The sequence below is a fragment of the Azospirillum oryzae genome (assembly GCF_900177515.1).
Classification (GTDB): Bacteria; Pseudomonadota; Alphaproteobacteria; order Azospirillales; family Azospirillaceae; genus Azospirillum; species Azospirillum oryzae_A.
In genome coordinates this window covers 377,309-403,334 of record NZ_FXAK01000008.1, presented here as the reverse complement: position 1 = coordinate 403,334, position 26,026 = coordinate 377,309, and the positions used below count along the sequence as shown (strand labels likewise).

General features: G+C 68.2%; 20 protein-coding genes and 5 tRNA genes. 6 read left to right on the top strand and 19 right to left on the bottom strand.

Translation table 11 applies throughout. The features are described 5' to 3' along the window. Positions 1-160 precede the first annotated feature (160 nt). From B9N97_RS27830 to B9N97_RS27760, 15 genes are all read right to left on the bottom strand, one after another. Positions 161-235, bottom strand: a tRNA-Val gene (locus tag B9N97_RS27830). A 30-nt stretch (positions 236-265) separates the two neighbouring features. Next, positions 266-340 (bottom strand) — tRNA-Gly (locus B9N97_RS27825). A gap of 4 nt (positions 341-344) precedes the next feature. Further along, positions 345-421, bottom strand: a tRNA-Asp gene (locus B9N97_RS27820). 72 nt (positions 422-493) lie between these two features. Further along, positions 494-569, bottom strand: a tRNA-Ala gene (locus B9N97_RS27815). 38 nt (positions 570-607) lie between these two features. Further along, positions 608-694 (bottom strand) — tRNA-Leu (locus B9N97_RS27810). Positions 695-768: 74 nt separating this feature from the next. After that, positions 769-2,385, bottom strand: coding sequence for a phospholipase D-like domain-containing protein (locus B9N97_RS27805; protein WP_208621276.1), 1,617 nt, complete (start codon positions 2,383-2,385; stop codon positions 769-771). 110 nt (positions 2,386-2,495) lie between these two features. After that, positions 2,496-3,527 carry an aldose epimerase family protein gene (locus B9N97_RS27800; RefSeq protein WP_085091062.1) on the bottom strand — a complete coding sequence of 344 codons (1,032 nt, stop codon included), beginning with the start codon at positions 3,525-3,527 and terminating at the stop codon, positions 2,496-2,498. Continuing rightward, positions 3,527-4,513: a galactofuranose ABC transporter, permease protein YjfF gene (gene yjfF / locus B9N97_RS27795; protein ID WP_085091061.1), complete on the bottom strand. Its 987-nt coding sequence runs from the start codon at positions 4,511-4,513 to the stop codon at positions 3,527-3,529. The genes B9N97_RS27800 and yjfF overlap by 1 nt, the downstream gene beginning before the upstream one ends. Beyond that, the gene (locus B9N97_RS27790; RefSeq protein ID WP_085091060.1) at positions 4,510-5,553 is read right to left on the bottom strand and encodes an ABC transporter permease; all 1,044 of its coding nucleotides are present in this window, start codon (positions 5,551-5,553) and stop codon (positions 4,510-4,512) included. Before B9N97_RS27790 ends, yjfF begins: the two co-directional genes overlap by 4 nt. Further along, a complete protein-coding gene (ytfR, locus tag B9N97_RS27785; RefSeq protein WP_085091059.1) occupies positions 5,550-7,097 on the bottom strand; it encodes a galactofuranose ABC transporter, ATP-binding protein YtfR in 1,548 nt (515 codons plus the stop codon). Before ytfR ends, B9N97_RS27790 begins: the two co-directional genes overlap by 4 nt. A gap of 171 nt (positions 7,098-7,268) precedes the next feature. Next, the gene (ytfQ, locus tag B9N97_RS27780) at positions 7,269-8,240 is read right to left on the bottom strand and encodes a galactofuranose ABC transporter, galactofuranose-binding protein YtfQ (protein WP_085091058.1); all 972 of its coding nucleotides are present in this window, start codon (positions 8,238-8,240) and stop codon (positions 7,269-7,271) included. Positions 8,241-8,661: 421 nt separating this feature from the next. Continuing rightward, positions 8,662-9,816 carry a porin gene (locus tag B9N97_RS27775; RefSeq protein WP_085091057.1) on the bottom strand — a complete coding sequence of 385 codons (1,155 nt, stop codon included), beginning with the start codon at positions 9,814-9,816 and terminating at the stop codon, positions 8,662-8,664. A gap of 195 nt (positions 9,817-10,011) precedes the next feature. After that, positions 10,012-11,592 (bottom strand): aldehyde dehydrogenase (NADP(+)), encoded by a 1,581-nt coding sequence (locus tag B9N97_RS27770; protein WP_085091056.1) that lies wholly within the window; start codon positions 11,590-11,592, stop codon positions 10,012-10,014. Between the two features lie 183 nt (positions 11,593-11,775). Beyond that, the gene (locus B9N97_RS27765; RefSeq protein ID WP_085091055.1) at positions 11,776-12,702 is read right to left on the bottom strand and encodes a dihydrodipicolinate synthase family protein; all 927 of its coding nucleotides are present in this window, start codon (positions 12,700-12,702) and stop codon (positions 11,776-11,778) included. Positions 12,703-12,737: 35 nt separating this feature from the next. Beyond that, complete coding sequence (locus B9N97_RS27760) at positions 12,738-13,619, bottom strand: SMP-30/gluconolactonase/LRE family protein (RefSeq protein ID WP_085091054.1); 882 nt, start codon at positions 13,617-13,619, stop codon at positions 12,738-12,740. Between the two features lie 189 nt (positions 13,620-13,808). Here B9N97_RS27760 and B9N97_RS27755 point away from each other — a divergent pair, with 189 nt between their 5' ends. The 6 genes from B9N97_RS27755 to B9N97_RS27730 all read left to right on the top strand — a co-directional run bounded on the left by B9N97_RS27755 (position 13,809) and on the right by B9N97_RS27730 (position 21,768). Next, positions 13,809-14,801 carry a LysR family transcriptional regulator gene (locus B9N97_RS27755; protein ID WP_085091053.1) on the top strand — a complete coding sequence of 331 codons (993 nt, stop codon included), beginning with the start codon at positions 13,809-13,811 and terminating at the stop codon, positions 14,799-14,801. A gap of 151 nt (positions 14,802-14,952) precedes the next feature. Further along, a complete protein-coding gene (gene chvE / locus B9N97_RS27750) occupies positions 14,953-16,041 on the top strand; it encodes a multiple monosaccharide ABC transporter substrate-binding protein (protein WP_085091052.1) in 1,089 nt (362 codons plus the stop codon). Between the two features lie 97 nt (positions 16,042-16,138). Continuing rightward, entirely contained in the window at positions 16,139-17,701 is a 1,563-nt protein-coding gene (gene mmsA / locus B9N97_RS27745) for a multiple monosaccharide ABC transporter ATP-binding protein (protein ID WP_085091051.1), read from the top strand. Beyond that, a complete protein-coding gene (mmsB, locus tag B9N97_RS27740; protein WP_085091050.1) occupies positions 17,698-18,897 on the top strand; it encodes a multiple monosaccharide ABC transporter permease in 1,200 nt (399 codons plus the stop codon). Before mmsA ends, mmsB begins: the two co-directional genes overlap by 4 nt. A 29-nt stretch (positions 18,898-18,926) precedes the next feature. After that, a complete protein-coding gene (locus tag B9N97_RS27735) occupies positions 18,927-19,865 on the top strand; it encodes a Gfo/Idh/MocA family protein (protein WP_085091049.1) in 939 nt (312 codons plus the stop codon). Between the two features lie 76 nt (positions 19,866-19,941). After that, entirely contained in the window at positions 19,942-21,768 is a 1,827-nt protein-coding gene (locus tag B9N97_RS27730; RefSeq protein WP_085091048.1) for an IlvD/Edd family dehydratase, read from the top strand. A gap of 106 nt (positions 21,769-21,874) precedes the next feature. Here the strand turns inward: B9N97_RS27730 and B9N97_RS27725 are convergent, their stop codons facing one another. Genes B9N97_RS27725 through B9N97_RS27710 form a run of 4 tightly spaced genes read right to left on the bottom strand, consistent with a single transcriptional unit; the run spans position 21,875 to position 26,015 of the window. Continuing rightward, a complete protein-coding gene (locus tag B9N97_RS27725) occupies positions 21,875-22,444 on the bottom strand; it encodes a histidine phosphatase family protein (RefSeq protein WP_085091047.1) in 570 nt (189 codons plus the stop codon). Further along, positions 22,438-23,133: a phosphoglycolate phosphatase gene (gph, locus tag B9N97_RS27720; RefSeq protein ID WP_085091046.1), complete on the bottom strand. Its 696-nt coding sequence runs from the start codon at positions 23,131-23,133 to the stop codon at positions 22,438-22,440. Before gph ends, B9N97_RS27725 begins: the two co-directional genes overlap by 7 nt. Before the next feature lie 12 nt (positions 23,134-23,145). Then, on the bottom strand, positions 23,146-24,261 hold the full coding sequence (locus B9N97_RS27715; RefSeq protein WP_085091200.1) for an ABC transporter ATP-binding protein: 1,116 nt from the start codon (positions 24,259-24,261) through the stop codon (positions 23,146-23,148). A 41-nt stretch (positions 24,262-24,302) separates the two neighbouring features. Further along, on the bottom strand, positions 24,303-26,015 hold the full coding sequence (locus B9N97_RS27710; RefSeq protein WP_085091045.1) for an ABC transporter permease: 1,713 nt from the start codon (positions 26,013-26,015) through the stop codon (positions 24,303-24,305). Positions 26,016-26,026: the final 11 nt, after the last annotated feature.

The window sequence follows — 26,026 nt, the reverse complement described above, 5'->3', positions numbered from 1 at the left end:
AAAAGAGAGCTGGGCACTCAGTTCATCGTCTGCCGGTTGCCGGTGCCATGCCGGTCGGGACGTGGATCCCCAAAGACACGGATCCAAAGACACGGCTCCAAAGACATGGCCCCAAAATGGCGAAGGCCGCCAACCCGTTCCGGTTGGCGGCCTTCATGAATGGTGGTCCCGACTGGGATTGAACCAGTGACCCCTACGATGTCAACGTAGTGCTCTCCCGCTGAGCTACGAGACCACGGGAACTTAGAAACTGTCGCTCCAGTCATGGAGCGGGCGAAGGGATTCGAACCCTCGACCCCAACCTTGGCAAGGTTGTGCTCTACCCCTGAGCTACGCCCGCAAAGTGGCGCGAGTGACGGGACTTGAACCCGCGGCCTCCGGCGTGACAGGCCGGCGCTCTAACCAACTGAGCTACACCCGCGCTGAGGAGCGGCGCCTTATACAAGGCATCACCCCGACAGACAAGACCTAAACCTACCCAAACCTTCAGAAGTGGTGGAGCCAAGGAGGATCGAACTCCTGACCTCTACAATGCCATTGTAGCGCTCTCCCAGCTGAGCTATGGCCCCACTATACTTCTGCTACCCTTCACCAACACTTGGAGTGTTGGTGCGCTTGGAGGGAGTCGAACCCCCACGGCCTTTCAGCCACTAGGACCTGAACCTAGCGCGTCTACCAGTTCCGCCACAAGCGCTTTCCCCGCACCGCGTTGGGCGCCGCGGGGAGCGCCTATGTAGCGGGATGGACCGCGGCCCGCAAGCGGAGAATTCACTCTCCGCGAAAATTTTTCCCGAGCCCGTTCCGGCGGGCCAGAAGGGCCAGCCCGACCCCCACCGCCGCGCCCGCCGCGACCCCGGCGCCGATGCGCCACGCCGTCCGGTTCACGTCGCCGAACACCGTCGCGCCACGCAGGATCGTCTCCGCCATCGGCTCCGGCCGGTCAGGGTCGAGCAACCGCTCGTCCACCAATTTGCGCTCCGTCTCGTTCAGCGGCTCCGGCTCCAGCGGGCGGAGCGAGCGGCCAACGGGGCGCATCAGCCGGTCCACCATGGCGGTCAGCGATCCGGTCTCTTCCTCCGTCCGCTCCACTTCCTCCACCCCAACGCCCAGATGCTCGGCCATCAGGCGCGTGCGGACGGAGCGGATGGCGCGGCACACCTCCGGCCGCTCGCCTTGCGCGACCTCGATGGCGAGGTCGCATTCGGTGTCCAGCCCCTGGGAGCGGTTGTTGATGTTGGACGACCCGACCCGCAGCAGCCGGTCGTCGACCACCAGCACCTTGGCATGGACATAGATGCCCTCTCCACCCTCCGTCACCGGAGACAGGATGCGGAAGCGCCCGTGCGGATCCTGCGCGCGCAGGCGCTGGACCAGCAGCGAGCGGGCGCTGCCCATCGCCTCCTCTTCCACCCAGCCGGGGGTGCGTTCTGGGTTGACCACCACCACCTCCGGTCCGTCCGGTTCCGTCAGGCGGGCGGCGATGGCGCCGACGATCCGCTGCGAGGCGAAATACTGGCTTTCCAGATAGATGAAATCGCGCGCGGAGGCGACGGCGGCCAGATAGAGCGCCTCGATCTCGCGGGCGCCGCCCTGGGGCTGGTCCGTCATCGGATCGGTGCGGGCGATGGCGACGGGGATGTCGCGGAAGTCGGGCTTCAGATCCTCGGGCCAGTACGCCTCGGTCGGCGGCGGCGGGGCCAACTCCTCGCCGGTCGCGCGGCGCCAGCGCTCCCGCGCCAAGTCGCCCAGCGCCCGCGCCGCCTCGCCGTCGACCGCCGTCGTCACGTCATGGAAGGGGCCGTATGGCTCGCCGCTCGGCCGTACCCGGCGGGGGTCGCCGTCGCGATGATCGGGCGTGTCCCAGCGGTCGGTGGTCATGTCGATGCCGCCGCAGAAGGCCAGGGCGTCATCGATGATGGCGATCTTCTGATGGTGGCAGGCGCCCGGCGGATGGGCGGAATCCAGGCGGAAGCGCAGGCGCCGGCTGCTCATCCAGTCCAGCAGGACCAGCGGCGTCCGTCCGCGGAACGGCATCTTCAGGACCGCCAAGTCCCATTTCAGCACATTGATGGTCAGTTCCGGCCGCACCCGCACGATCCAGCTCAGGAAATCGCCCAGTTCGTTCGGCACGCCCGGCATCGGGGCGTCGGGCTCCAGCTTGATCCGGGTGTCGAAATCCCAGCCGATCAGCATCACCGTGTGGCGGGCATGGAGGATGGCGGCCTTGATCCGGGCGAAATAGGCGGCCGCGTCGATGATGACCGCCACCCGATCCGCCTTTTCGATCCGCCAGCAGGTCCGGCCGGGCACCAGAACCGGGCCGGCCGGAGTCTGGCCAGCCTGATACGTGGAGTCTGGACGGGCGGCGTCCGGCATCGCAGCCATGTCGAGCTTTCCTTCCGGCGTTGTGGAGCGGCATCTCGGGACCGGCAGCGGAACCGCTGCCATGCCCTTCGATGAACCCCGCAAGCCGCCGGACGGTTCCCCGGTTCCGGTCAGCCCGCCCCGAATCGCAGCCGCATCCGATGCCCATAGGTTTCGCCGGGATCGAGCCGCGCCGACGGAAAATGGCCGATGTTCGGGCTGTTGGGAAAGCGCTGGCTCTCCAGCGCCAGCCCGGCGAAGCGGCAATAGGGTTGCCCACCCTTGCCCACGACTTTCTCACTGAGATAGCCGCCGGTATAGACCTGCAATCCCGGCTGATCGGTCGCCAGCTCCATCCTCCGTCCAGATGCCGGATGCTCCAGCACCGCCACCGGTCGCAGCTCCCCCGCCGGCCCGTCCAGGCACCAGTTGTGGTCGAAGCCGAAGCCGCCCACCGCCTCCAGCACCTCGCCCAGCCCCACCCCGCCACGCAGGTCGAAGCCTGTGCCGTCCACCGGCCGCACCTCCCCCGTCGGGATCAGGTCGGCGCCGACCGGCGTGGTGAAGCCGCCGCGCACCGTCAGCCGGTGGTCGCGCAGGTCGCCGGAGCCATGGCCCCCGAGGTTCCAGTAGCTGTGATGGACGAGGTTGACGACAGTCGGCCGGTCGCACACCGCCGTCATGCGGATGTCCAGCACCCCGTTGTCGCTCAACTGGTAGCGCGTGCTCGCCGTCAGCGTCCCCGGATAGCCCTGGTCGCCATCCGGCGAGACGAGCGTGAAGGTAACGGCGTTCTCCGCCTCATCGACTTGTGCCGCCCAGATGCGCCGGTCGAGCCCCTCCGGTCCGCCATGCAACTGGTTCGGCGGCTCGTTGACAGCCAGCTCATGGCGCACGCCGTCCAGCGTGAAGGCCGCCCCGCCGATGCGGTTGCCGTACCTCCCGCAGGTGGCGCCGAAATAGGCGTCGCTCGCCAGGTAATCGGCAACCCGGTCGAAGCCAAGCACCACATCGGCGCCGGCTCCGTCGCGGCCGGGCACCATCATCCGCACCAGCCGGGCGCCGTGGGCGATCACCGTCGCCTCCAGCCCGCCGGCGGACAGGATGAACCCCTCCACCGGCCGTCCTTCATGCGTATCGAACAGGAAACTCTCGATGGGCATCACGCCTCCGCCGGTTCGCCGCCGCGGCCGGCCCAGACCGTCAGCAGCCCCTTCTGCAACAGGATGAAGACGAACAGCAGCACGCCGATGGCGATCTTGGTCCACCAGCTGCTGAGCGTGCCGTCGAAGGTGATGTAGGTCTGGATCAGCCCCTGGATCAGCACGCCGACGAAGGTGCCGACGACATAGCCATAGCCGCCGGTCAGCTGCGTGCCGCCGATCACCACCGCGGTGATGGTGTCCAACTCCACCCCCGTCGCCGCCAGCGAATAGCCGGCGCCGGTGTAGAGCGAGAAGACGATCCCCGCCAGCCCGGCCAGCAGCCCGGACAGCGCATAGACCGCCACCGTGGTCCGCCCCACCGGCACGCCCATCAGCTCCGCCGACTGCCGGTTGCCGCCCAGCGCATAGAGGTTGGCGCCGAAGCGGGTCCAGTGCGCCAGTACCACCGCCGCGACCACCACCCCCAGCATCAGCATCGCCGGCAGGCTGAGCTTGCCCCCCGCTCCGAAGCGCAGCGCGATGTCGTTCAGCTCGCCATAGAGCGGATGGTTGATCGGCACCGAATCGGTGGTCAGGACGAAGCCCAGACCGCGGGCGATGAACATGCCGGCCAGCGTGACGATGAAGGGCGGCATCTGGAAGACATGGATCACCCCGCCCATCGCCGCGCCGAAGCCGCCGGCGGCGATCAGCGCGACGGCGAATGCGGCCAGCGGGTGCCAGCCGCCATGCTCGATCAGCACGGCCAGCAGCACGGTGGTGAAGCCGATCACCGCCCCCACCGACAGGTCGATCCCGCCGGACAGGATGACGAAGGTCATGCCGACCGCCGTAATCCCCAGAAAGGCATTGTCGGTCAGAAGGTTGCCCACCACCCGCCAGGAGGCGAAGTTGGGAAACTGCGCCGCGCACAGCAGGAAGCCGACCACCAGCACCGCGGTGGTGACGATCAGGGGAAGGAACCGCTGGAGTGCACTGGTCATGGCTTTGCCCCTCCGCTGGTCGGCGCCACCGGCGGCTTGACCGTGCCCATCGGCCGCGCGCCCTTGGGACGCGGCAGGAACAAGGTCAGCGTCGGCGATTGCAGCAGCAGGACGACCAGCAGGACGCCCGCCTTGACGATCAGGTTGAATTCCGGCTTGAAGCCGCTCAGCAGGATGCCGGTGTTCATCGCCTGGATGATCAGCGCCCCCACCACCGACAACACCAGCCCGAACCGCCCGCCCAGCAGCGAGGTGCCGCCGACCACCACCGCCAGGATGGCGTCCAGCTCCAGCCACAGCCCGGCATTGTTGGCGTCGGCGCCGCGGATGTCGGCGGTGACGATCAGCCCGGCCACCGCCGCGCACAGCCCGCACCAGACATAGACGGCGACCAGCACCACCGGGGTGTTGACGCCGGCCCCGGCGCTCGACAGCCGGTTGACGCCGACCGCCTCGATCATCAGCCCCAGCGCCGTCGCCCGCACCAGCAGGGCAGTGACCGCCAGCAGCGCGATGGTGATGACCACCGGCATCGGCACGGTCAGGAAGGACCCGCCGCCGATGAAGGCCAGCGCCGGGCTGGTGAAGGTGACGATCTGCCCCTCCGTCACCAGCTGGGCGATGCCGCGCCCGGCGACCATCAGGATCAGGGTGGCGATGATCGGCTGGATGCGCAGCACCGCCACCAGCAGCCCGTTCCACAGCCCGCACAGCAGTCCGGCGGCCAGCGACGCCGCCAGCACCGCCGGCAGGCCCCATCCGGCACCGGTCATGGTTGCGGCGACCGCGCCGGAAATCGCCATGACGGCGCCGACCGACAGATCGACGCCGCGGGTGGCGATGACCATGGTCATACCGATGGCGAGCAGCGCCACCGGGGCGCCACGGTTCAGCACATCGATGAGGCTGCCGAACAGCCGGCCGTCCTGAAGACGGATGGCGAAGAAATCCGGGAACAGCAGCCAGTTGGCCAACAGGACGGCGATCAGCGCGCCGTATTGCGGCAGGTTGCGCGACGGCCCGGGAGCGGACAGCGTCATTGCCGCACCTCGCCGCTTTTCGATTCCGACGCGATGGCGGCGACGATGCGCTCCACGCTGACCTCCCCTCCCCTCAGTTCCGCCACATGGCGGCGGTCGCGCAGCACGACGACGCGGCGGCTGTAGGCGACGATCTCCTCCAGCTCCGACGACACCACCAGCAGCGCCATTCCGTCGGCGCACAGCCGCTCGATCAGGCGGATGATCTCGGCATGGGCGCCGACATCGATGCCGCGCGTCGGCTCGTCGAGGATCAGCAGCCGCGGCTCGGTCGCCAGCCAGCGCGCCAGCAGCGCCTTCTGCTGGTTGCCGCCCGACAGCAGCTGGATCGGCCGTTCGGCGTCCGGCGTGCGGATGTCGAGCAGGCGGATGAAGCGGTCGGCGATCTCCTCCTGGCGGCGGCGCGGGATCGGCTTCAGCCAGCCCTGCCGCGCCTGGAGCGCCAGGATGATGTTCTCCCGCACCGACAGCTCGCCGACGATGCCCTCCTTCTTGCGGTCCTCCGGACAGAATCCGAATCCGAGCCGCACGGCGTCGCGCGGTCCCTTCAGCCGGACCTTGCGGCCGTCCACCGTCGCCTCGCCCTGGTCGGCGCGATCCATGCCGAAGACCAGCCGCACCGTTTCCGTCCGGCCGGATCCCAGCAGACCGGCCAGCGCCACCACCTCGCCGGGACGGATGTCGAGGTCGAAGGGCTCGACGCTGCGCGACTTCCCGAATGCCTTGAAACTCGCCAGCGGCGGACGGCTGTCCAGCTCCGCCGGGCCGAGGTCGATGCGGTGGGCCGCCGCCTCCAGCTCCCGCCCCAGCATCATCGCGACCAGATCCAGGCGCGGCAGCTCGGCCGTCCGCCGCTCGCCGACCAGCCGGCCGTTGCGCAGCACGGTGATGCGGTCGCAGACCTCATAGACCTGATCGAGGAAATGGGTGACGAAGACGATGCCGATCCCGCGCGACCGCAGGGTCCGCATCACCTTGAACAGCACGGCCACCTCCTGCGCGTCCAGGCTGGCGGTGGGCTCGTCGAGGATCAGCACCTTGGCCGACATATCGACCGCGCGGGCAATGGCGATGATCTGCTGCGTCGCCACCGAGAAGCGCCCGAGCGGCGCCGTCACGTCGATGGAAAGCCCATAGGGCATCAGAATGGCCCGCGCCCGCCGCCGCATGGCGCCGCGGTCGACCAGTCCCCAGCGCATCGGCTGGCGGCCCAGGAACAGGTTCTCCGCCACCGACAGGTTGGGCAGCAGGTTCACCTCCTGATAGACGGTGCCGATGTGCAGGCGCTGCGCCTCCTCCACCCCGCGCGGCGCGATCTCCCGCCCCTCCAGCGCCACGGTGCCGCCGTCGCGCTGGTAGACGCCGGTCAGCGTCTTGATCAGGGTCGATTTGCCGGCACCGTTCTCGCCCAGCAAGGCATGGATTTCGCCATGGCGCAGCGTGAAGTCGACCCCGTCGAGCGCCTGGACGCCGAGAAAGGCCTTCGACAGCCCGCGGATCGCCAGAAGCGGCGCGGAGCTGGGGGGAGCGGTGGATGCCGTCATGGCGGACCTCGCCGGAAGCGCGGAGAAATGTGCGTGGAGTATCCCCTCTCCCCCCGGGGAGAGGGTTAGGGTGAGGGGGACGCGCGGCGAGGATTCTCGAGAATCCACCCTTGTGCATCCCCCTCACCCCGACCCTCTCCCCAGGGGGGAGAGGGAGATTTCAACTTCAAATCAATAAGCATCCTTGCGGCGCTCATACTCTTCCTTGGCGGTGTCGGGCGTGAACAGCTTCGATTCCGTCTGGATCCACTTCGGCGGCATCTTGCCGTCCTTCTTGTAGGCGATCAGCGCGTCGAAGGCCGGGCCGGCCATGTTCGGCGTCAGTTCCACCGTGGCGTTCGCCTCGCCTTCGGACATCGCCTTGAAGATGTCGGGCACGCCGTCGATCGACACGACCAGGATGTCCTTGCCCGGCTTCAGGCCGGCTTCCTTGATCGCCTGGATGGCGCCGACCGCCATGTCGTCGTTGTGGGCATAGACGGCGCAGATGTCCTTGCCGCCATTCTCGGCCTTGATGAAGCTCTCCATCACCTCCTTGCCCTTGGCGCGGGTGAAGTCGCCGGACTGGGTGCGGATGATCTTCATCCCCGGATTCTTGGCGACGACCTCGTCGAAGCCCTTCTTGCGGTTGATGGCGGGCGAGGAGCCGACGGTGCCCTGCAGTTCCACCACCGCGCATTTGCCGCCGGTCTTCTTCGCCAGCCATTCGCCGGCCACCCGGCCTTCATGCACGGTGTCGGAGGTGACGGCGGTCATGTAGAGGCTCTGGTCCTTGGTCTCGATCTGCCGGTCGAGCAGCATGACCGGGATCTTCGCCTCCTTTGCCTCCTTCAGCACCGAATCCCAGCCGGTCGCCACCACCGGCGCGATGAAGATCGCGTCGACGCCCTGGGCGACGAAGGAGCGCACGGCCTTGATCTGGTTCTCCTGCTTCTGCTGGGCGTCGGAGATCTTGAGGTCGATCCCGCGCTTCTCGGCTTCCGTCTTGGCGGTCTTGGTCTCGGCGGCGCGCCAGCCCGATTCCGACCCGATCTGCGAGAAGCCGACGACCAGCTTCTTGGCATCGGCGGCCTGGACGGCGCCCAACCCGATGAACAGCGCCGCGGCGGCGGTGGCGGCGGAGATCACCCATTTCCTGGACATCCGTTTCACTCCCTGAGGTTTTATGGCGAGGATTTATTGCGGTGCATGCTGGATGGAGGCAGGCGACGGGACGGGGCGCGGAATGTTCCTGATCGCGGTCCGGTCCGAAATTGTTCGTCATGCCTACTTTAAGTGCGCATAACCATAACTGTCCAATACGATTCCTGACCTGTACGATGCCGAAAAGGATATGGCCGGCCACAGATCAGGCCCGAACTCAGGCCGAAAAAACGGCCGGGCAGCGCAGGGCTGCCCGGCCGTGAGTTGACCCTGCTCCTGTCCGGAACAGGGCCGACGCACCCGAGGGAGAGCGCGCCGGGACGCGACCGCCGCGGCGGGATGGAGAGCAACACCGCGGGCGGCGCGAAGCCGAAGGAAAGGGCCAGGACGTCAACCGGCCCGGTCTTGGAAGAAAAGGCGCTTAGAAAGCGAGATTCGCCTGGACCAGGAACATGTCGCCCTTGTCGCTGTTGGCGGCGACGTCGGAGCTGAGCTTGAAGTGGTTGTATTCCGGCCCGATGGCGAAGCCGGGGGCGACGACATACTTGGCGCCGACGGTGATCAGCTCGAACTTGGTCCGGCCGCGCACCGTCAGGTCACCGGCGTCCTTGGCGTTCAGGTAGCCCACGCCCAGCGTCGTCGGCCCGAAGGTGTATTGCGCGCCGACGGTCCAGACATCCTGCTTCTCGCGGCTGACGATGCCGGCGGTGCCGGACTTGGCATAGCCGCTGTCGCCCGACCAGGCATAGCTGCCGCCGACCTTCAGCCCGCCATAGGCCACGGTCAGGCCGGCATGGGTGGAGGACAGGTCGTCGAAGCCCGCCCCGGTGAGGCTGGAGTCCTTGGCCTTGCCGCCCAGGTAGAACAGGCTGGCATTGACCGCGACGCCGCCGAAGCTGTTGGTGTAGGTGCCGCCGACTTCGTAGACGTCGCGATAGGCGCCGGTGCGGTTGGCCGAGGCGAGCGCCACCTTGGAGCGGTTGACGTCGGTGCCGCTGCTGTCCGACGACGGCTGGTAGGAGGCGCCGAGCTTGAAGCCGGCGATCTCCGGCGTCCAGTAGGTGGCGCGGGTGGCGGGATTGCCGGAAATCAGGGCGCGGATGTTGCCGATGGTGACCGGCGAATTGGCCGCGCTGTTGCCGAGCCAGGACGGGAAGGAGCCGTCGACGCCACCGGTGCCCCAGTCGGACGGGGCGATGATGCCGCTGTCGTCGGACGGGCCGTTCTCCACGCCCATATGCACGGTGCCGAAGCCGCCCTGCACGAACAGGAAGGCGCGGTCGTAGCCGGTGGTGCGGGCGTTGCCGGCGCCGTTCTCGGCCAGCAGGCGCAGGCGGGCGCCGTATTCCAAACCGTTGTCGGCCTTGGCCTTCGGCGTCACCAGCAGGCGCAGGCGGTTGCGGAACTCGGTGGAGCGCAGGCCGGCGTCGCGGTCCTGATCGACATAGCCGGCTTCGAAATAGGCGTCGCCGCCGATGACCACGTCGAACTTCGACTGGGCGAAGGCAGGGCCGGCTCCCAAGACGGAGACGAGCGAAAGGGTGGCTGCGCCAAGCAGCAGAGCTGATCTCACCATCTGCGTTTCCTCTTAATGCGGTTTGTTTTTGCTTCGGTACTTTGTGCGGGAGCGGTGCTTCGGCGTTGCGCGGACGCACGCCGTCCCCGGCCGCCGCACCCGGCACGCGGCCGGGCACGACAGTCTGCTCTGCGTCAGCGCTCCCTCTGACGCAGCCGTTGCGGGTTTCTGGTGTCTGTCAGTCTCTTCCGGCGGTCAGTCCCGCCCGAGCGTCCCGTCGATGCGCCGCCACAGCCCCAGCGGATTGCCGTCGCGCAGAGCCTCCGGCAGCAGGTCGGGCGGCAGGTCCTGGTAGCAGACCGGGCGCAGGAAGCGGCGGATCGCCAGCGTGCCGACCGAGGTGCTGCGCGGGTCGGACGTCGCCGGGAACGGGCCGCCATGCACCATCGCGTGGCAGACCTCCACCCCCGTCGGCCAGCCGTTCGCCAGGAGGCGGCCGGCCTTGCGCTCCAGCGTCGGGATCAGACCCGCCACCGCAGCCTTGTCCTCCGCATCCATCTGCAAGGTCGCGGTGAGCTGACCCTCCAGCTTTTCCGCCACCGCCACCATCTCCGCCACATCCCTACAGCGGATCAGCAGCGAGGCGGCGCCGAACACCTCCTCCTGCAGGTCGGTATCGGCGATGAACGCCTCGGCCGTCGTGCTGAAGAAGGCCGCCTGCGCCTGGTTCGGGCCGCTGCAGGCCAAACCGCGCGCCAGCGCCGTCACCGCACCGCTGCCGGCCAGCTTGGCGACGCCGGCGTCATAGGCGGCATGGATGCCCGGCGTCAGCATGGTCGAGGGCGCACTGCCGCCAAGCGCCTCGACCGCCGCCGCGACAAAGCGGTCGAGGTCCGGTCCCTCCAGCCCCAGCAGGATGCCGGGGTTGGTGCAGAACTGCCCGGCACCCATGGTCAGCGACGCCACGAACGCCTTGCCCAGGGCGCCGGCACGGGACGCCAGCGCCGCCGGCATCAGGAAGACCGGGTTGATGCTGCTCATCTCGGCATAGACCGGGATCGGCTCCGGCCGCCGGGCCGCAACCTCCATCAGCGCCAGCCCGCCGCGGCGCGAGCCGGTGAAGCCCACCGCCTTGATGCGCCGATCGGCGACCAGCGCCGTGCCGATCTCGTTGCCAGTGCCGAACAGCAGGGAGAAGACGCCCTCATGCAAACCACAGGCGGCGACCGCCGCCTGGATGGCGCGGCCGACCAGTTCCGAGGTGCCGGGATGGGCGCCGTGGCCTTTGACCACCACCGGACAGCCGGCGGCGAAGGCGGACGCGGTGTCGCCGCCGGCCACCGAGAAGGCGAGCGGGAAGTTCGACGCGCCGAACACGGCGACCGGTCCCAGCGGGATGTGGCGCTGGCGGATGTCGGGACGCGGCAGCGGCGTGCGCGCCGGCAGGGCCGGGTCGATGCGCGCCTCGATCCAGCTGCCCTCGCGCACCACCTGGGCGAACAGGCGGAGCTGGCCGACGGTGCGGCCGCGCTCGCCCTCCAGACGCGCGCGCGGCAGGCCGGATTCGGCCATGGCGCGGGTGATGAGGTCGTCGCCGATGTCGAGGATGTTCTGGGCGACGGCCTCCAGGAAGGCCGCGCGCTGCTCCAGGCCGGTCTCGCGGAAGCTGTCGAAGGCGGCCCAGGCCAGGGCGCAGGCGCGCTCGACTTCCGCAGCGCCGCCGCCGCCGAAGGCGGGCTCCAGCGCCTTGCCGGTGGCGGGGTCGACGGCGCGCAGTTCGCCCTCGCTGCCGCGGTGGGCGCTCGCGCCGATCAGCATCTCGCCGGTGATGGTCATGATGTCTCCTTCGTCGGGACGTTTTGCCCCTTCCCTAACCCTCCCCCGCCCTCGGTCGGCCAAAGGCCGATCCGATCGCGGGAGAGGGGACTGCCGCCATCCTTTGCTGAACCCTCGCTAAGCTCCTGCCCCCTCTCCCTCGAAGAGGGGGAGGGATGGGGAGGGGGCACCCGTCGCGACGGCCTAACGCCCCCAGCGCAACACGAGCGGATCGAGCCGCCGCGCCGCGTCCAGCAACCCATCACGGCTCATCGGATGCGGATTGGCCGTCGGGTGGCGCATCGCGTCGGACCTGATGACGCCGCCCTCCTTCATCAGGATCTTGGCGGTGGCGATGCCGCACTGGCGGTTCTCGTGGTTGATCAGCGGCAGCCAGCGTCCATAGGCCGCCACCGCCGCCTCGCGGTCGCCGGCCAGATACGGATCGACGATCTGCCGGATACCGTCGGGATAGCCGCCGCCGGTCATCGCACCGGTCGCCCCGGCGTCGAGGTCGGCCAGCAGGGTGATCGCCTCCTCGCCGTCCCACGGGCCTTCGATGGCGTCGCCGCCCAGTTCGATCAGCGTGCGCAGCTTGGCCGCCGCCTGCGGCACCTCGATCTTGAAGTAGGATACCTGCGCGATCTCCCGCGCCATCCGCGCCAGCAGCGGGGCCGGCAGCGGGGTGCCGCTGACCGGCGCGTCCTGGATCATGATCGGGATGTCGATGGCGTCCGACACCCGCTGGAAGAACTCGACAATGCCGGCCTCCGGCACGCGGATGGTGGCGCCGTGATAGGGCGGCATCACCATCACCATGGCGGCGCCCAGATCCTGGGCGCGGCGGCTGCGCTCGGCGCAGGCGCGGGTGCTGAAATGGGTGGTGGTGACGATCACCGGCACCCGGCCGGCGACATGGGCCAGCATCGTCTCCATCAGCAGCGTGCGCTCGTCGTCGGTCAGCACGAACTGTTCGGAGAAATTGGCCAGAATGCACAGGCCGGTCGAGCCGGCGTCGATCATGAAATCGACGCAGCGCTTCTGACCATCGAGGTCCAGCTCTCCCGATTCGGTGAAGATGGTGGGGACGACGGGGAAGACGCCGCGATAGGGGTGCGCGCTGGGCGGCATGGCGAAGGTATCCTTTATCAAAACCCAGTCAGCATTCAGCGCGTGGCGGGTCCGAAGCCGCAGGGCGGCAGGCCGCGCACGCCGGGATCGCACTCGAACAGCGCGCCGGCCAGTAGTTCCCCGTCCCGGCCATGCGCCGCGGTGGTGATGAACATCCGGTCCAGATCCGGACCGGCGAAGACGCAGGAGGTGACGCGGGAGACCGGCAGTGCAATCGCACGGTCCAATGTCCCGTCGGGGCGGAAGCGGCTGACGCGCGCGCCGTCCCAATGGGCGATCCACAGCCCGCCCTCGGCATCGCAGGTCATGCCGTCGGGATAGCCGTCGGCCTCGGTGAAGCGGATGTGGACGCGCTTGCCCGACAGGCCGCCGTCGGCGCCGATGTCGAAGGCGTAGACCGTCCGCGCCGCGCTGTCGGTGTGGTAGATCGTCCGGCCGTCAGGAGACAGTGCCGGCCCGTTGGCGACGGTGTAGCCCTGATCGACCCGCGTGACCGAGCCATCGTGATCGATGCGGTAGAAGCTGCCGGCCGGCCCCTCCTCCGCATCATCCATGCTGCCGACCCACAGCCGGCCGTCACGGTCGACCTTGCCGTCGTTCAGGCGGTTGCCCGGCATGTCAGGCTCGATCCGCGCGATCTCCCCGCCGACCACCACCTGCCCCGGCTCCAGCCGCAGCCGGACCACCCGGCGCGAGCGCAGCCCGGCGATGAAGCCGTCGCCGTCGGCGCTCTCCACCAGCCAGCAGGCGGCGTCATCCAGCTCCCACCCCGCCTGCGCACCGTCGGACAGGCCGTGGCGCAGGATGCGGGAGCCGCGGATGTCGACGAAATAGACGGCGTCCTGCCGCGGAGACCAGAGCGGTCCTTCCCCCAGCAGCGCCCGGGCCTGCCAGACACAACGCGCTTCCTGCGCCATACCGCTCGACCCCCTTCACCCCGGCGGACCGCCATTCGCCAGCGGCCATTTTTCAAAATTTGTTGACGGCCCAAACGATAAGGGGCCTCTTGATACTCGTCCAATATGAAGATCGGCGCTTGCGATATCAAATGTCGTATCCCGGCATCTCCTATCCCAACGCCGCCGCCCGACCGGAGGCAATCTCCCGTGACCCCGCAACGCTTTTCGCCGAACTGGTTCCAGAAGGCGCGGCTGAAGCTGCGTCATCTCCAGCTGTTCGCCGCCCTCGACGAACACCGCAACCTGCACCGCGCCGCCGCCAGCCTGAACATGTCGCAGCCCGCCGCCTCCAAACTGTTGGGCGACCTGGAGGAAACGCTGGGCATCGAGCTGTTCGACCGCCACGGCCGCGGCATCGAGCCGAACTGGTACGGCAGCCTCATGATCCGCCACGCCCGGATGATCCTCAGCGAGCTGCAGGAGACGGGGGAGGAGCTGAACGCCCTGCTCGCCGGCCACAGCGGGCGGGTGTCCATCGGCACGGTGATGGCCCCGGCGGTGGAACTGGTGGTGCCGGTCATCAGCAGCCTGACCCGCGAACATCCCAACCTGAAGATCGCGGTGGCGGTGGAGACCAGCGACGTGCTGGCCGAGCGCGTCCACCAGGGGGTAATGGATTTCGCCATCGGCCGCCTGCCCGGCCATTTCGACCCCACCGCCTTCGAATATCAGGAGATCAGCAGCGAGGAGCTGTGCTTCATCTGCCGCGAGGGCAACCCGCTGCTGCAGCTGGGCCGTCCGCTGACCGCGGCGGATCTCTCCGACGCCACCTGGATCCTGCAGCCCGTCGGCACGCTGCTGCGCGACCGGGTGGAGGCGCTGTTCCGGGCCGAGGGCGCCCGGCTGCCGCACCGGGTGATCGAAAGCGCCTCCCCCGTCATCTCCATGGCAATGGTGGCGGAAACCGAGTCGATCACCGTCTTCGCCCGCGCACTGGCCCAGGTGTTCTCGCCCAGCGGCTGCTGCGAGATCATGCCCTTCCACAAGCGCTTCAGCGTCGAACCCTACGGCATCTTCTGGCTGAAGGACCGGCCGCTGTCGCCGGGTGCCCGCACCGTGCTGTCGGCGGTGCGCGCGGCCTCGGAACTCAAGATGCGTCTGGTGTCGGCCACCGCCGCTCCGGCCCCGGCCGATACCTAAATGCATATCGATTTGCCGAATAATCATATTTGACAGTTATGGGAAAACGGAGGATTGCTAGGGACACAAACCATCGCGTCCGACGCCATCCGCGCCACAGAACGCGGGGGCGGCGTATCGCGTGCCGCAGTAACGGGGAGGATTCCGGTCCATGTCGTCTCCTAAAGGGTCTTCTTTCAGCTCCAAGTTCGCCGGCCTCGCCGTCGGCCTGCTCGTCGCCACCAGCGCGCTCGTCCCGGCGATGGCCCAGGACAAGCCGACCGTCGGCATCGCCATGCCGACCAAGTCGTCGGCGCGCTGGATCGACGACGGCAACAACATGGTCAAGTATTTCCAGGAAAAGGGATACAAGACCGACCTGCAATATGCAGAGGACGACATCCCCAACCAGCTTGCCCAGATCGAGAACATGGTCACCAAGAACGACAAGGTTCTGGTGATCGCCGCCATCGACGGAACGACGCTGACCGACGTTCTGCAGAAGGCGGCGGAACAGGGCGTCAAGGTCATCGCCTATGACCGGCTGATCCGCAATTCGCCGAATGTCGATTACTACGCCACCTTCGACAACTTCCAGGTCGGCGTCCTCCAGGCCTCCTACATCGAGAAGGCCCTCGGCCTGAAGGAGGGCAAGGGTCCGTTCAACATCGAGCTGTTCGGCGGCTCGCCCGACGACAACAACGCCTACTTCTTCTACAACGGCGCCATGTCGGTGCTTCAGCCCTACATCGACAGCGGCAAGCTGAAGGTGCAGAGCGGCCAGGTCGGCATGGACAAGGTGTCCACCCTGCGCTGGGACGGCGCCGTCGCCCAGGCCCGCATGGACAATCTGCTGAGCGCCTATTACGGCGACAAGAAGCTGGACGCCGTGCTGTCGCCCTATGACGGGCTCAGCATCGGCATCATCTCGTCGCTGAAGGGCGTCGGCTATGGCTCGGCCTCGCAGCCGATGCCGGTCGTCACCGGCCAGGACGCCGAGGTGCCGTCGGTCAAGTCGATCCTGGCGGGCGAGCAGCGCTCCACCGTCTTCAAGGACACCCGCGAACTGGCGAAGGTCACGGTGGGCATGGTCGACGACCTGCTGGCCGGCCGCAAGCCGCAGGTCAACGACACCAAGACCTACGACAACGGCAAGAAGGTGGTTCCCTCCTATCTGCTGAAGCCGGTCAGCGTCGACTCCTCCAACTGGAAGCAGGTGCTGGTCGACAGCGGCTATTACAAGGAATCGCAGATCAAGTGAGCGAACGGCGCGGGGTGGGGGTGCCGATCGGCGCCCTCCCCCCGCGCCCCGTCCAACAGCGGATCGGGCGGCAGGATCGGCGATCGAGGGTTTATTCATGAACAGCATTCTTGAGATGCGCGGCATCACCAAGACGTTTCCGGGCGTCAAGGCGCTCGACAACGTCAACCTCTCGGTCCGCGAGGGGGAGATCCACGCGCTGATCGGCGAGAACGGCGCCGGCAAATCGACGCTGATGAAGGTGCTGAGCGGCGTCTATCCGCACGGCACCTACGAGGGCGAGATCCGCTTCCGCGGCCAGCCCGTCGCCTTTCGCGGCATCGCCGACAGCGAGAAGCTGGGCATCATCATCATCCACCAGGAACTGGCGCTGGTCCCGCTGCTGTCGATCACCGAGAACCTGTTTCTCGGCAACGAGCAGGCGAAACGGGGCCGGATCGACTGGATCGCCGCCACCGCCCGCGCGCGCGAGCTTCTGCGCATGGTCGGCCTGACCGATTCGCCCGAAACCCTCGTCACCGACATCGGCGTCGGCAAGCAGCAGCTGGTGGAGATCGCCAAGGCCCTGTCCAAGGAGGTCAAGCTGCTGATCCTGGACGAGCCGACCGCCAGCCTGAACGAAAGCGACAGCGACGCCCTGCTGGCCCTGCTGCTCCGCTTCAAGGAACAGGGCATCTCCTCCATCCTGATCTCGCACAAGCTGAACGAGATCGCCAAGGTCGCCGACCGCGTCACCATCCTGCGCGACGGCACCACGGTGGAGACGCTGGACTGCCACGACGCCCCCATCAGCCAGGACCGCATCATCAAGGGCATGGTCGGCCGCGACCTTGCCGACCGCTATCCCCGCCGCACCAGCAACCCCGGAAACATCCTGTTCGAGGTGAAGGGCTGGAGCGCCGACCACCCGATCCATCCCGGCCGCCGCGTCGTCCGCGACATCGACCTGCATGTCCGCCAAGGCGAGGTGGTGGGCATCGCCGGCCTGATGGGCGCCGGCCGCACCGAATTCGCCATGAGCCTGTTCGGCCGCAGCTACGGCCGCAACATCCGCGGCAAGGCCTTCCTCGGCGGGCGCGAAATCGACGTGTCGACCATCCGTAAGGCGATGGACAACGGCCTCGCCTACGCCACGGAGGACCGCAAGCATTACGGCCTCGTGCTTGACAACGACATCCGCCACAACGTGACGCTGGCCAAGCTGGACGGCGTCGCCAGGCGCGGCGTCATCCATCACGAGCGCGAGATCGAGGTCGCCAACGACTTCCGCCGCCGCCTGCGCATCCGCTGCTCGGACGTGTTCCAGCACACCGTCAACCTGTCCGGCGGCAACCAGCAGAAGGTCGTGCTCAGCAAATGGCTGTTCGCCGACCCGCAGGTGCTGATCCTGGACGAGCCGACCCGCGGCATCGACGTCGGCGCCAAATATGAAATCTACACCATCGTCAACCAGCTGGTGGCCGAAGGCCGCGGCGTCATCCTGATCTCGTCGGAACTGCCGGAGCTGCTGGGTGTCGCCGACCGCATCTATGTGATGAACGAAGGCGCGCTGGTCGCCGAGATGCCGGCGGCGGACGCCAGCCAGGAAAAGATCATGCACGCCATCATGTCGTCCGCCTCCAAATCGCCGGCAGCAGCCGTCCGGGAGTCCCTGCAATGAGCGCCGAACTGAACATGCCCGCCGCGCCGTCCCGTCAGGCTTCGATGGCCAAGTTCCTGAAGAGCCACATGCGCGATTACGGCATGCTGATCTCGCTGCTGGCGATCGTGGCGTTCTTCCAATACATGACCAACGGTACGCTGCTGCAGCCGCTGAACCTGACCAACCTCGTGCTGCAGAACAGCTACATCGTCATCATGGCGTTGGGCATGCTGCTGGTGATCGTCGCCGGGCACATCGACCTGTCGGTCGGGTCCATCGTCGGCTTCATCGGCGCGCTGGCCGCCATCCTGATGGTGCAGTTCCACTGGCACTTCATCCCCACCGCCATCGTCAGCCTGATGGCGGGCGCCGCCATCGGCGCGGCGCAGGGCTACTGGGTCGCCTATTTCCGCATCCCGTCCTTCATCGTGACGCTGGCCGGCATGCTGGTCTTCCGCGGCCTCAGCCTCGCGCTCTTGGCCGGCCAGTCGGTCGGACCCTTCCCGGTGGAGTTCCAGCGCCTCAGCTCCGGCTTCATCCCGGACGTCTTCGGCACCACCGGCTTCCACACCACCACGCTGCTGCTGAGCATCGCGACGCCGGCGATCATGATCGCCTTCAGCGTCGCCGCCCGCATCCGCCGCCACCGTTTCGCCATCGAGCAGGAGCCGCTGGTGCTGTTCCTGCTGAAGAGCGCCGGCCTGTTCGCGGTGGTCGCCTATGTCGGCTGGCTGCTGGCGACCTACAAGGGGCTGCCGAACGTCCTCATCATCATGGCTCTGCTGATCGGCCTCTATGCCTTTGTCACCCGCGACACCACCATCGGCCGGCGCATCTACGCGCTGGGCGGCAACGAGAAGGCGGCCAAGCTGTCGGGCATCGATACCCGCCGCCTGTCCTTCTACACCTTCGTCAACATGGGCGTGCTGGCGGCGCTGGCCGGCCTGATCTTCGCCGCCCGCCTCAACACCGCCACGCCGAAGGCCGGTGTCTCGTTCGAGCTGGACGTGATCGCCGCCTGCTTCATCGGCGGCGCCTCGGCCTCGGGCGGCGTCGGCCGGGTGACGGGTGCGGTGATCGGCGCCTTCATCATGGGCGTGATGAACAACGGCATGTCGATCGTCGGCATCGGCATCGACTGGCAGCAGGTCATCAAGGGCCTCGTCCTCCTCGCCGCCGTCTGCTTCGACGTCTACAACAAGGGCAAGGCCTGAGGCTTTCCGCCCCGACCGGACTTACCGCCATGACGCTCCCCACCCTCGGTCTCGTCGGCTTGGGCAAGATCGCCCGCGACCAGCATGTCCCGGCGATATCCGCCACCGGCCTGTTCGACCTCGCCGCCGTGGTCAGCCCGGACGGCGCGGCAATCGACGGCGTGCCGACCTTCCGCTCCCAGGCTTCGATGCTGGCGGCCCTGCCCGACCTCGACGCCGTGGCGCTCTGCACCCCGCCCGCCGTGCGCCACGGCCTGACGGTCGAGGCGCTGCGCGCCGGCTGCCATGTGCTGATCGAGAAGCCCCCCGCCGCCACCCTGTCGGAACTTCACGATCTGGTGGAAGAGGCCGCCGCCGCGCGCCGCACCCTGTTCACCGCCTGGCATTCGCAGTTCAACCCGGCGGTGGAAGAGACCCGCCGCCGGCTGGCGGACGCGACCATCCGCAGCGTCGCCATCACCTGGAAGGAGGATGTGCGGCGCTGGCATCCGGGGCAGGACTGGATCTTCGCGGCCGGCGGCTTCGGCGTCTTCGATCCCGGCATCAACGCCCTGTCGATCCTGACCGACATCCTGCCCGCCCCGGTCTTCGTCCGTTCCGCCGACCTGCAGGTCCCGGCCAACCGCGACACGCCGATCGCCGCGACGCTGGAGATGAGCGCCGCCCCCGGCTCCCGCATCGGCCGCGTCACCGCCGACTTCGACTTCCTCCAGCAGGGCGAGCAGGCCTGGTCCATCGTCATCGAGACGGCGGACGAGCGCCTCGACCTCACCCATGGCGGCACCCGCCTCCTGGTGGACGGCGTCCCGGTCCTGGCCGAGCCCGACACCGAATACCAGCGCATCTATCACCATTTCCACCGGTTGATCAGCGATGGGGCGAGCGACGTCGACGCCCGTCCGCTGTCGCTGGTCGCCGATGCCTGCATGGTCGGGCGCTGGCACCGCACCCATTCCTTCGACTGGTAACGCCGCCGCCGCGACGCACCCCCAACTCCGGCGCCTGGCCATCCGCTCCGCGCCCCAACCTGAAACCGGTGTCGACATGTCCGATACGAAGTCCCCCTTCCCCACGAACGCTTCCGGTTCAGAACGTCGGCTGCGGTCGCGCGCGTGGTTCGACAACCCCGCCAACCCCGACATGACCGCGCTCTATCTGGAGCGGTACCTGAATTTCGGCCTGACGCGGGAGGAACTGCAGTCCGGCGCCCCGATCATCGGCATCGCCCAGACCGGGTCCGACCTCAGCCCCTGCAACCGCCACCATCTGGTTCTGGCCGAACGCCTGCGCGAGGGAATCCGCACCGCCGGCGGCATCGCCATCGAGTTCCCGGTCCACCCGATCCAGGAGACCGGCAAGCGGCCGACCGCCTCCATCGACCGCAACCTGGCCTATCTCGGCCTCGTCGAGGTTCTGCACGGTTATCCGCTGGACGGCGTCGTGCTGACCATCGGTTGCGACAAGACCACGCCGGCCTGCCTGATGGCCGCCGCCACCGTCAACATCCCGGCCATCGCCCTGTCGGTCGGCCCGATGCTGAACGGCTGGTTCCGTGGCGAGCGCACCGGCTCCGGCACCATCGTGTGGAAGGCGCGCCAGATGATGGCGGCCGGCGAGATCGACTATCAGGGCTTCATCGAGCTGGTGGCGTCGTCGGCTCCCTCGACCGGCTACTGCAACACCATGGGCACCGCCTCCACCATGAATTCGCTGGCGGAGGTGCTGGGCATGCAGCTCCCCGGCTCCGCCGCAATCCCCGCCCCCTATCGCGAGCGCCAGCAGGCCGCCTACGAGACCGGCAAGCGCATCGTCGAGATGGTGCGCCAGGACATCAAGCCGTCCGACATCCTGACCCGCGACGCCTTCCTCAATGCCATCGTCGTCAATTCGGCCATCGGCGGCTCGACCAACGCGCCGATCCACATCAACGCCATCGCCAAGCACATCGGCGTGCAGCTGACGGTCGATGACTGGCAGACCCACGGACTGGACATTCCGCTGCTGGTCAACCTCCAGCCGGCCGGCGAGTATCTGGGCGAGGATTTCCACCGCGCCGGCGGCGTGCCGGCCGTGGTCGGCCAGCTGATGACCAGGGGCCTGATCCGCGAGGACGCCCCCAACGTCAACGGCCGGACCATCGGCGAGAACTGCCGCAACACCGAGATCCTCGACACCCGTGTCATCCACCCGATCGACGACCCGCTGAAGATCAACGCCGGCTTCGTCGTGCTGCGCGGCAACCTGTTCAACGCCGCCATCATGAAGACCAGCGTCATCTCCGACGAGTTCCGCGAGCGCTACCTGTCCAACCCGAAGGACCCGGAAGCCTTCGAGGCCAAGGTCGTCGTCTTCGACGGTCCGGAGGACTATCACCACCGCATCGACGACCCGTCGCTGGGCATCGACGCCTACACCATCCTGGTCATCCGCGGCGCCGGCCCGATCGGCTACCCGGGCGCGGCGGAGGTGGTGAACATGCGTCCGCCCGCCGACCTGATCAAGCAGGGCATCCATTCCCTGCCCTGCATCGGTGACGGCCGCCAGTCGGGCACCTCGGGATCGCCCTCGATCCTCAACGCTGCGCCGGAAGCGGCGGCCGGCGGCAACCTCGGCATACTGCGCACCGGCGACCGCGTGCGGATCGACCTGCGCCGCGGCAGCGCCGACATCCTGATCTCCGAAGCGGAGCTGGCCGACCGCCGCGCCGCCCTGGAGGCCGCCGGCGGCTACCCCGCCCCGCCGTCGCAGACCCCGTGGCAGGAAATCCAGCGCGGCATCGTCGACCAGCTGGACGAGGGCATGGTCCTGAAGCCGGCGGTCAAGTACCAGCGCGTGGCGCAGACCATGGGGATCCCGCGCGACAACCATTGAGGGCGGGCATTGACGGCGGGCATTGACGGCGGGCATTGACGCCGGGCATTGACGCCGGGAATTACACGCCGCCCTCCTGCGTTGCGGGAGGGCGGTCCGCTCGTTATCAGACCATGGATCGAGCCGAGCCACGTTCGCCGGGCACATCCATCCTCGCCATTCCCGTCTGCCGCTTCAAGAAGACAGGGGATGCATTCGGCGGCCACAACATGTCCGATTGCAGGCCCATCCACCGACAGAGCACCGGCCATGTGCCGGCATGCGCGACGATCAGCGGCGGACGGCCGTCCGCCGGCACCGGCAAGCCGTCGAGTGCCGCGGTGACGCGGGCGCGAAAGCCGGTCAGGCTTTCCCCATTCGGCACCTCCTCCCGCAGCAGATCGGCGGGAATGGCGCCACCTTCCAGATCGCCCCAGCGCCGTTCCTCCAGCCCGGCCACCGGAAGGACGGGAGCCTTCAGGGCATCGGCCAGGATGGCCGCCGTCTCCAGCGCCCGGCGTTGCGGACTGCTGTAGACGACCGGCACGCTCCGCCCTTCGGCGAGCAGGGCGGCGGCGGCATCCCGCGCCTGCGCCCGGCCCCGTCCGGTCAGCGACACGTCCCGCGATCCGGCGAGCCAGCCGCCGAGATTGCTCTCAGTCTCGCCATGGCGGCAGAAGATCACGCCATTCAGCATGACAGCCGTCTCGGCAGATCGGCGAACCCGTCGAGGATCCCGTCATGCGGCAGCCCGTCGAGCGGGACCCGGGCGTAGCCGTAGGGCACCAGCAGCACCCGCGCCACCTTCGCCGCGCGGGCGGCGGCCACGTCATGCTCGTTGTCGCCGACGAAGGCGGCCTCGTCAGGCCGCACCCCCAGCCGCTCCAGCAGGCCCAGCAGCGGCTCCGGCGAGGGTTTGCGGGTCGGGTAGCTGTCGCCGCCGACCACCGCCGCGAAAAATCCGGCGATGCCCAGATCCTCCAGCAGCCGCAGCGTCGCCGCCATCGGCTTGTTGGTGCAGACGCCGAGTCGCAGGCCGGCCGCCGACAGGGACTCCAGCGTCTCGGCGACGCCGGGATAGAGCGCGCTGTGGGCGCTGGGGTCGGCCTCGTAGATGGACAGGAACCGCCGGAGGCAGCGGGCGGTCTCCTCCGGTGCCGGAACCCCGCCGGTGGCGGCCAGCACGCGCTCCACCAGCTTGGGCGCTCCATCGCCGATGAAGGAGCGAACCGCCGGCAGATCGACCGGCGGCCGTCCCAGTTCGGCGAGCAGGGCGTTGGAGGCGTGCATCAGGTCGGCCGCGCTGTCCACCAGCGTGCCGTCGAGATCGAAGGCGACGGCGCGGAAGGAGCGGCGGATGAGGTTGTCGGCGGCGGGATCGGTCACGGTGGCGGCACCTTATCGGCTGAGGAAGCGGGCCTTGTCGGCCGCAAGGTCGAGGATGATCGGGGCATCCGGGGCAAGCAGAGCATCGCCTGCCTGATGCGGCGCGTCCACCTGCACCAGCTGTCCACCGACGTCAACCGCATAGCGGATCGAGGCGCCCAGGAACTCCCGGTGCCGGATCCTGCCGGCCAGCCGGGCGTGGCCGGGGGCCGGGGGGGTGCCGTCCTGGCGAATAATCAGGTTCTGCGGGCGGAACATCAGCTTGCCCGCCGCCCCCGGCGCCACCGACGGCGGCAGCGCCACCGGCGTGATGCCGGCGCCGACGAAGACGCTGCCGCCGTCGCCGCCCTGCACCGTGCCGTCGAGCACATTGGCCGTGCCGAGGAAGCCGGCGACGAACAGGTTGGCCGGATGGTCGTAGAGGTCCTGCGGCGTGCCGACCTGCTGCACCCTGCCGTCGTCCATCACCGCGATGCGGTCGCAGATGGTGTTGGCCTCCTCCTGGTCATGGGTGACGAAGATGGTGGTCAGGCCGAGCTTGCGCTGAAGGCTCAGCAGCTCCTGGCGCATCTGCACGCGCAACTTGGCGTCGAGATTCGACAGCGGCTCGTCGAGCAGCAGGATTTTCGGCTCGATCACCACGGTGCGGGCCAGCGCCACGCGCTGCTGCTGGCCGCCCGACAGCTGCGACGGGCGGCGGTCGGCCAGATGCTTCAGCCCGACCAGATCGAGGGCGGCATCCACCCGCCGTTCGATCTCGGCACGCGGCACGCGGCGCTCCTCCAGCCCGAAGGCGACGTTGCGGCGCACGGTCATGTGCGGCCACAGCGCATAGCTCTGGAACACCATGCCGACGTCGCGGCGATGCGGCGGCAGCACGGAAATGTCGCGGCCGCCGATGCGGACCTCCCCCTGCTGGGCGGTGTTGAAGCCGGCGATCAGCCGCAGGAGCGTGGTCTTGCCGCAGCCGGACGGGCCGAGGAAGGCGAAGAACTCGCCCGGCCTGATGGCGAGATTCACGTCCTTCAGCACATGGTTGCTGCCGTAGGAGAGGTTGACGCCCTCGATGTCGACGCCGACGCTCTCGATCCGGGGGGCGAGCGCGGCCGGAGAAAACTGGTGGTTCATGATGGGGTTCCCTTCGGAGGCTCTGTCGGTGGTCTTCACCGTCAATGGTCCTGGCCGCGCTCGCGCCGGCCGCGCTCGATCACGACATGCGACAGGTAGGTGCCCAGACCGACGATGATGACGGCGAAGATGCCCAGCGCCGCACCCGGACCACGCCCGGCCGCCGACTGCATGTAGACATAGAGGCCGTAGGCCAGCGGCGCGTCGCTTTGCGAATGGACCAGCATGATGGTGGCCGACAGCTCGACCGCCGCCGTCGCGAAGCTGGTGACGAAGCCGGCGAGGATGCCGCCCGACATCAGCGGCACGACGATGCGCCCGACCGTGCGCAGCTTGGTGGCGCCGAGATTCTCCGCCGCCTCCTCCAGCGAGGAGCTGACCTGCTGCAGGGCGGCGGTGCAGGCGCGCAGCGCGTAGGGCAGCCGGCGGATCGCCAGCGCGAAGACCAGGATCAGCCAGAAGTTCGACAGCGGCTGGCCGGAAAACGGCATCGGCACGCCGTAGAAGCTGCGCAGATAGCCGATGCCCAGCACCACGCCCGGCACCGCCAGCGCCGCCATCGCGACGTAATCCAGCCATTGCCGCCCCGGCAGCTTGGTGCGCAGCACCAGATAGGCGATGGCCGTGCCGATGACCACGTCCAGCAGTGCCGCCAGCGAGGCGTAGAGCAGCGTGTTGGTGATGTACTGTCCGCTCTCGGTGAAGACGGTGTGATAGTGCTTCAGCGTGAAGGCGTCGGGCAGCGGGCTGAAGGACCAGATGGTGGCGAAGGACAGCAGCCCCAGCCCGATATGCGGCGCCAGAACCAGCACCAGGATCAGAAGCACCACCGCATAGGCCGCCACCAGCTCCAGCGGCTTCATCCGCCGCCGGGCCAGGCCGCCGCCGCCGCGCTGCACCGTGGCGTAATCCTTGCCGCGCATCGCCAGCGCCGACACCCAGAGCGCCAGCAGTGAGCAGGCGATCAGCACGACGGAGATGACGTAGCCCATCGGGTCGGCGATGCCGATCGAGGAGATGCGCAAGTAAGCCTGCGGCGCCAGCATGTCGTTGACGTTCAGCAGCAAAGGCGTGCCGAGATCGTCGAACACCTTGATGAAGACCAGCGAGGCACCGGCGACATAGCCCGGCATCGCCAGCGGGAAGACGATGCGGCGGAACAGACGGAAGCCGTGGCAGCCGAGATTCTGCGCCGATTCCTCCATCGCCCGGTCGATGTTCTTCAGACTGGCCGACAGGTTGATGAGAATGAAGGGGAAGTAATGGATGCTCTGGACGAAGATGACGCCGTTCAGCCCCTCCATGAAGGGGATCGAAAAGCCGAAATGGTCGCGCAGCAGCAGGTTGACCGAGCCGTTGCGCCCGAACAGCAGCTGCATGGCGACGGCGCCGATGAAGGGCGGCATGATCAGCGGGATGATGCCCAGGCTCTGGATCAGCACGGCGCCGCGGAATTCGAACCGCGTGGTCAGATAGGCGAGCGGAAGCGCCAGCAGGCTCGCCACCACCACCGACATCGCCGAGACGTAGACGGAGTTGCCGAACGACCGCATGAACAGGTCGTTGCGGAAGAAGTCGGCGAAATTGACCAGGGTGAAGGCCCCCGTCGTCTTGTCCTGGAAGGCGACGAAGATGACCTGGACCACCGGAACGACCAGGAACAGCAGCAGGAAGGCGGCGATCAGCAGCGCGGCCAGCGCCGGCCCCGGCCGCACGCGCGCGATGCGGTCGCGCGTGAGCGCAAGTGACGTCATGGAAAGGCCCG

What these genes read in the sequence shown, in the direction of transcription:
- B9N97_RS27715 (WP_085091200.1), bottom strand. Translation starts at nt 24,261, where the DNA reads ATGAACCACCAGTTTTCTCCGGCCGCGCTCGCCCCCCGGATCGAGAGC.
- B9N97_RS27790 (WP_085091060.1), bottom strand. Translation starts at nt 5,553, where the DNA reads ATGACGCTGTCCGCTCCCGGGCCGTCGCGCAACCTGCCGCAATACGGC.
- B9N97_RS27735 (WP_085091049.1), top strand. Translation starts at nt 18,927, where the DNA reads ATGACGCTCCCCACCCTCGGTCTCGTCGGCTTGGGCAAGATCGCCCGC.
- B9N97_RS27805 (WP_208621276.1), bottom strand. Translation starts at nt 2,385, where the DNA reads ATGGCTGCGATGCCGGACGCCGCCCGTCCAGACTCCACGTATCAGGCT.
- ytfQ (WP_085091058.1), bottom strand. Translation starts at nt 8,240, where the DNA reads ATGTCCAGGAAATGGGTGATCTCCGCCGCCACCGCCGCCGCGGCGCTG.
- ytfR (WP_085091059.1), bottom strand. Translation starts at nt 7,097, where the DNA reads ATGACGGCATCCACCGCTCCCCCCAGCTCCGCGCCGCTTCTGGCGATC.
- B9N97_RS27800 (WP_085091062.1), bottom strand. Translation starts at nt 3,527, where the DNA reads ATGCCCATCGAGAGTTTCCTGTTCGATACGCATGAAGGACGGCCGGTG.
- B9N97_RS27770 (WP_085091056.1), bottom strand. Translation starts at nt 11,592, where the DNA reads ATGACCATCACCGGCGAGATGCTGATCGGCGCGAGCGCCCACCGCGGC.
- B9N97_RS27760 (WP_085091054.1), bottom strand. Translation starts at nt 13,619, where the DNA reads ATGGCGCAGGAAGCGCGTTGTGTCTGGCAGGCCCGGGCGCTGCTGGGG.
- B9N97_RS27765 (WP_085091055.1), bottom strand. Translation starts at nt 12,702, where the DNA reads ATGCCGCCCAGCGCGCACCCCTATCGCGGCGTCTTCCCCGTCGTCCCC.
- B9N97_RS27725 (WP_085091047.1), bottom strand. Translation starts at nt 22,444, where the DNA reads ATGCTGAATGGCGTGATCTTCTGCCGCCATGGCGAGACTGAGAGCAAT.
- B9N97_RS27775 (WP_085091057.1), bottom strand. Translation starts at nt 9,816, where the DNA reads ATGGTGAGATCAGCTCTGCTGCTTGGCGCAGCCACCCTTTCGCTCGTC.
- B9N97_RS27710 (WP_085091045.1), bottom strand. Translation starts at nt 26,015, where the DNA reads ATGACGTCACTTGCGCTCACGCGCGACCGCATCGCGCGCGTGCGGCCG.
- mmsA (WP_085091051.1), top strand. Translation starts at nt 16,139, where the DNA reads ATGAACAGCATTCTTGAGATGCGCGGCATCACCAAGACGTTTCCGGGC.
- yjfF (WP_085091061.1), bottom strand. Translation starts at nt 4,513, where the DNA reads ATGACCAGTGCACTCCAGCGGTTCCTTCCCCTGATCGTCACCACCGCG.
- chvE (WP_085091052.1), top strand. Translation starts at nt 14,953, where the DNA reads ATGTCGTCTCCTAAAGGGTCTTCTTTCAGCTCCAAGTTCGCCGGCCTC.
- mmsB (WP_085091050.1), top strand. Translation starts at nt 17,698, where the DNA reads ATGAGCGCCGAACTGAACATGCCCGCCGCGCCGTCCCGTCAGGCTTCG.
- B9N97_RS27730 (WP_085091048.1), top strand. Translation starts at nt 19,942, where the DNA reads ATGTCCGATACGAAGTCCCCCTTCCCCACGAACGCTTCCGGTTCAGAA.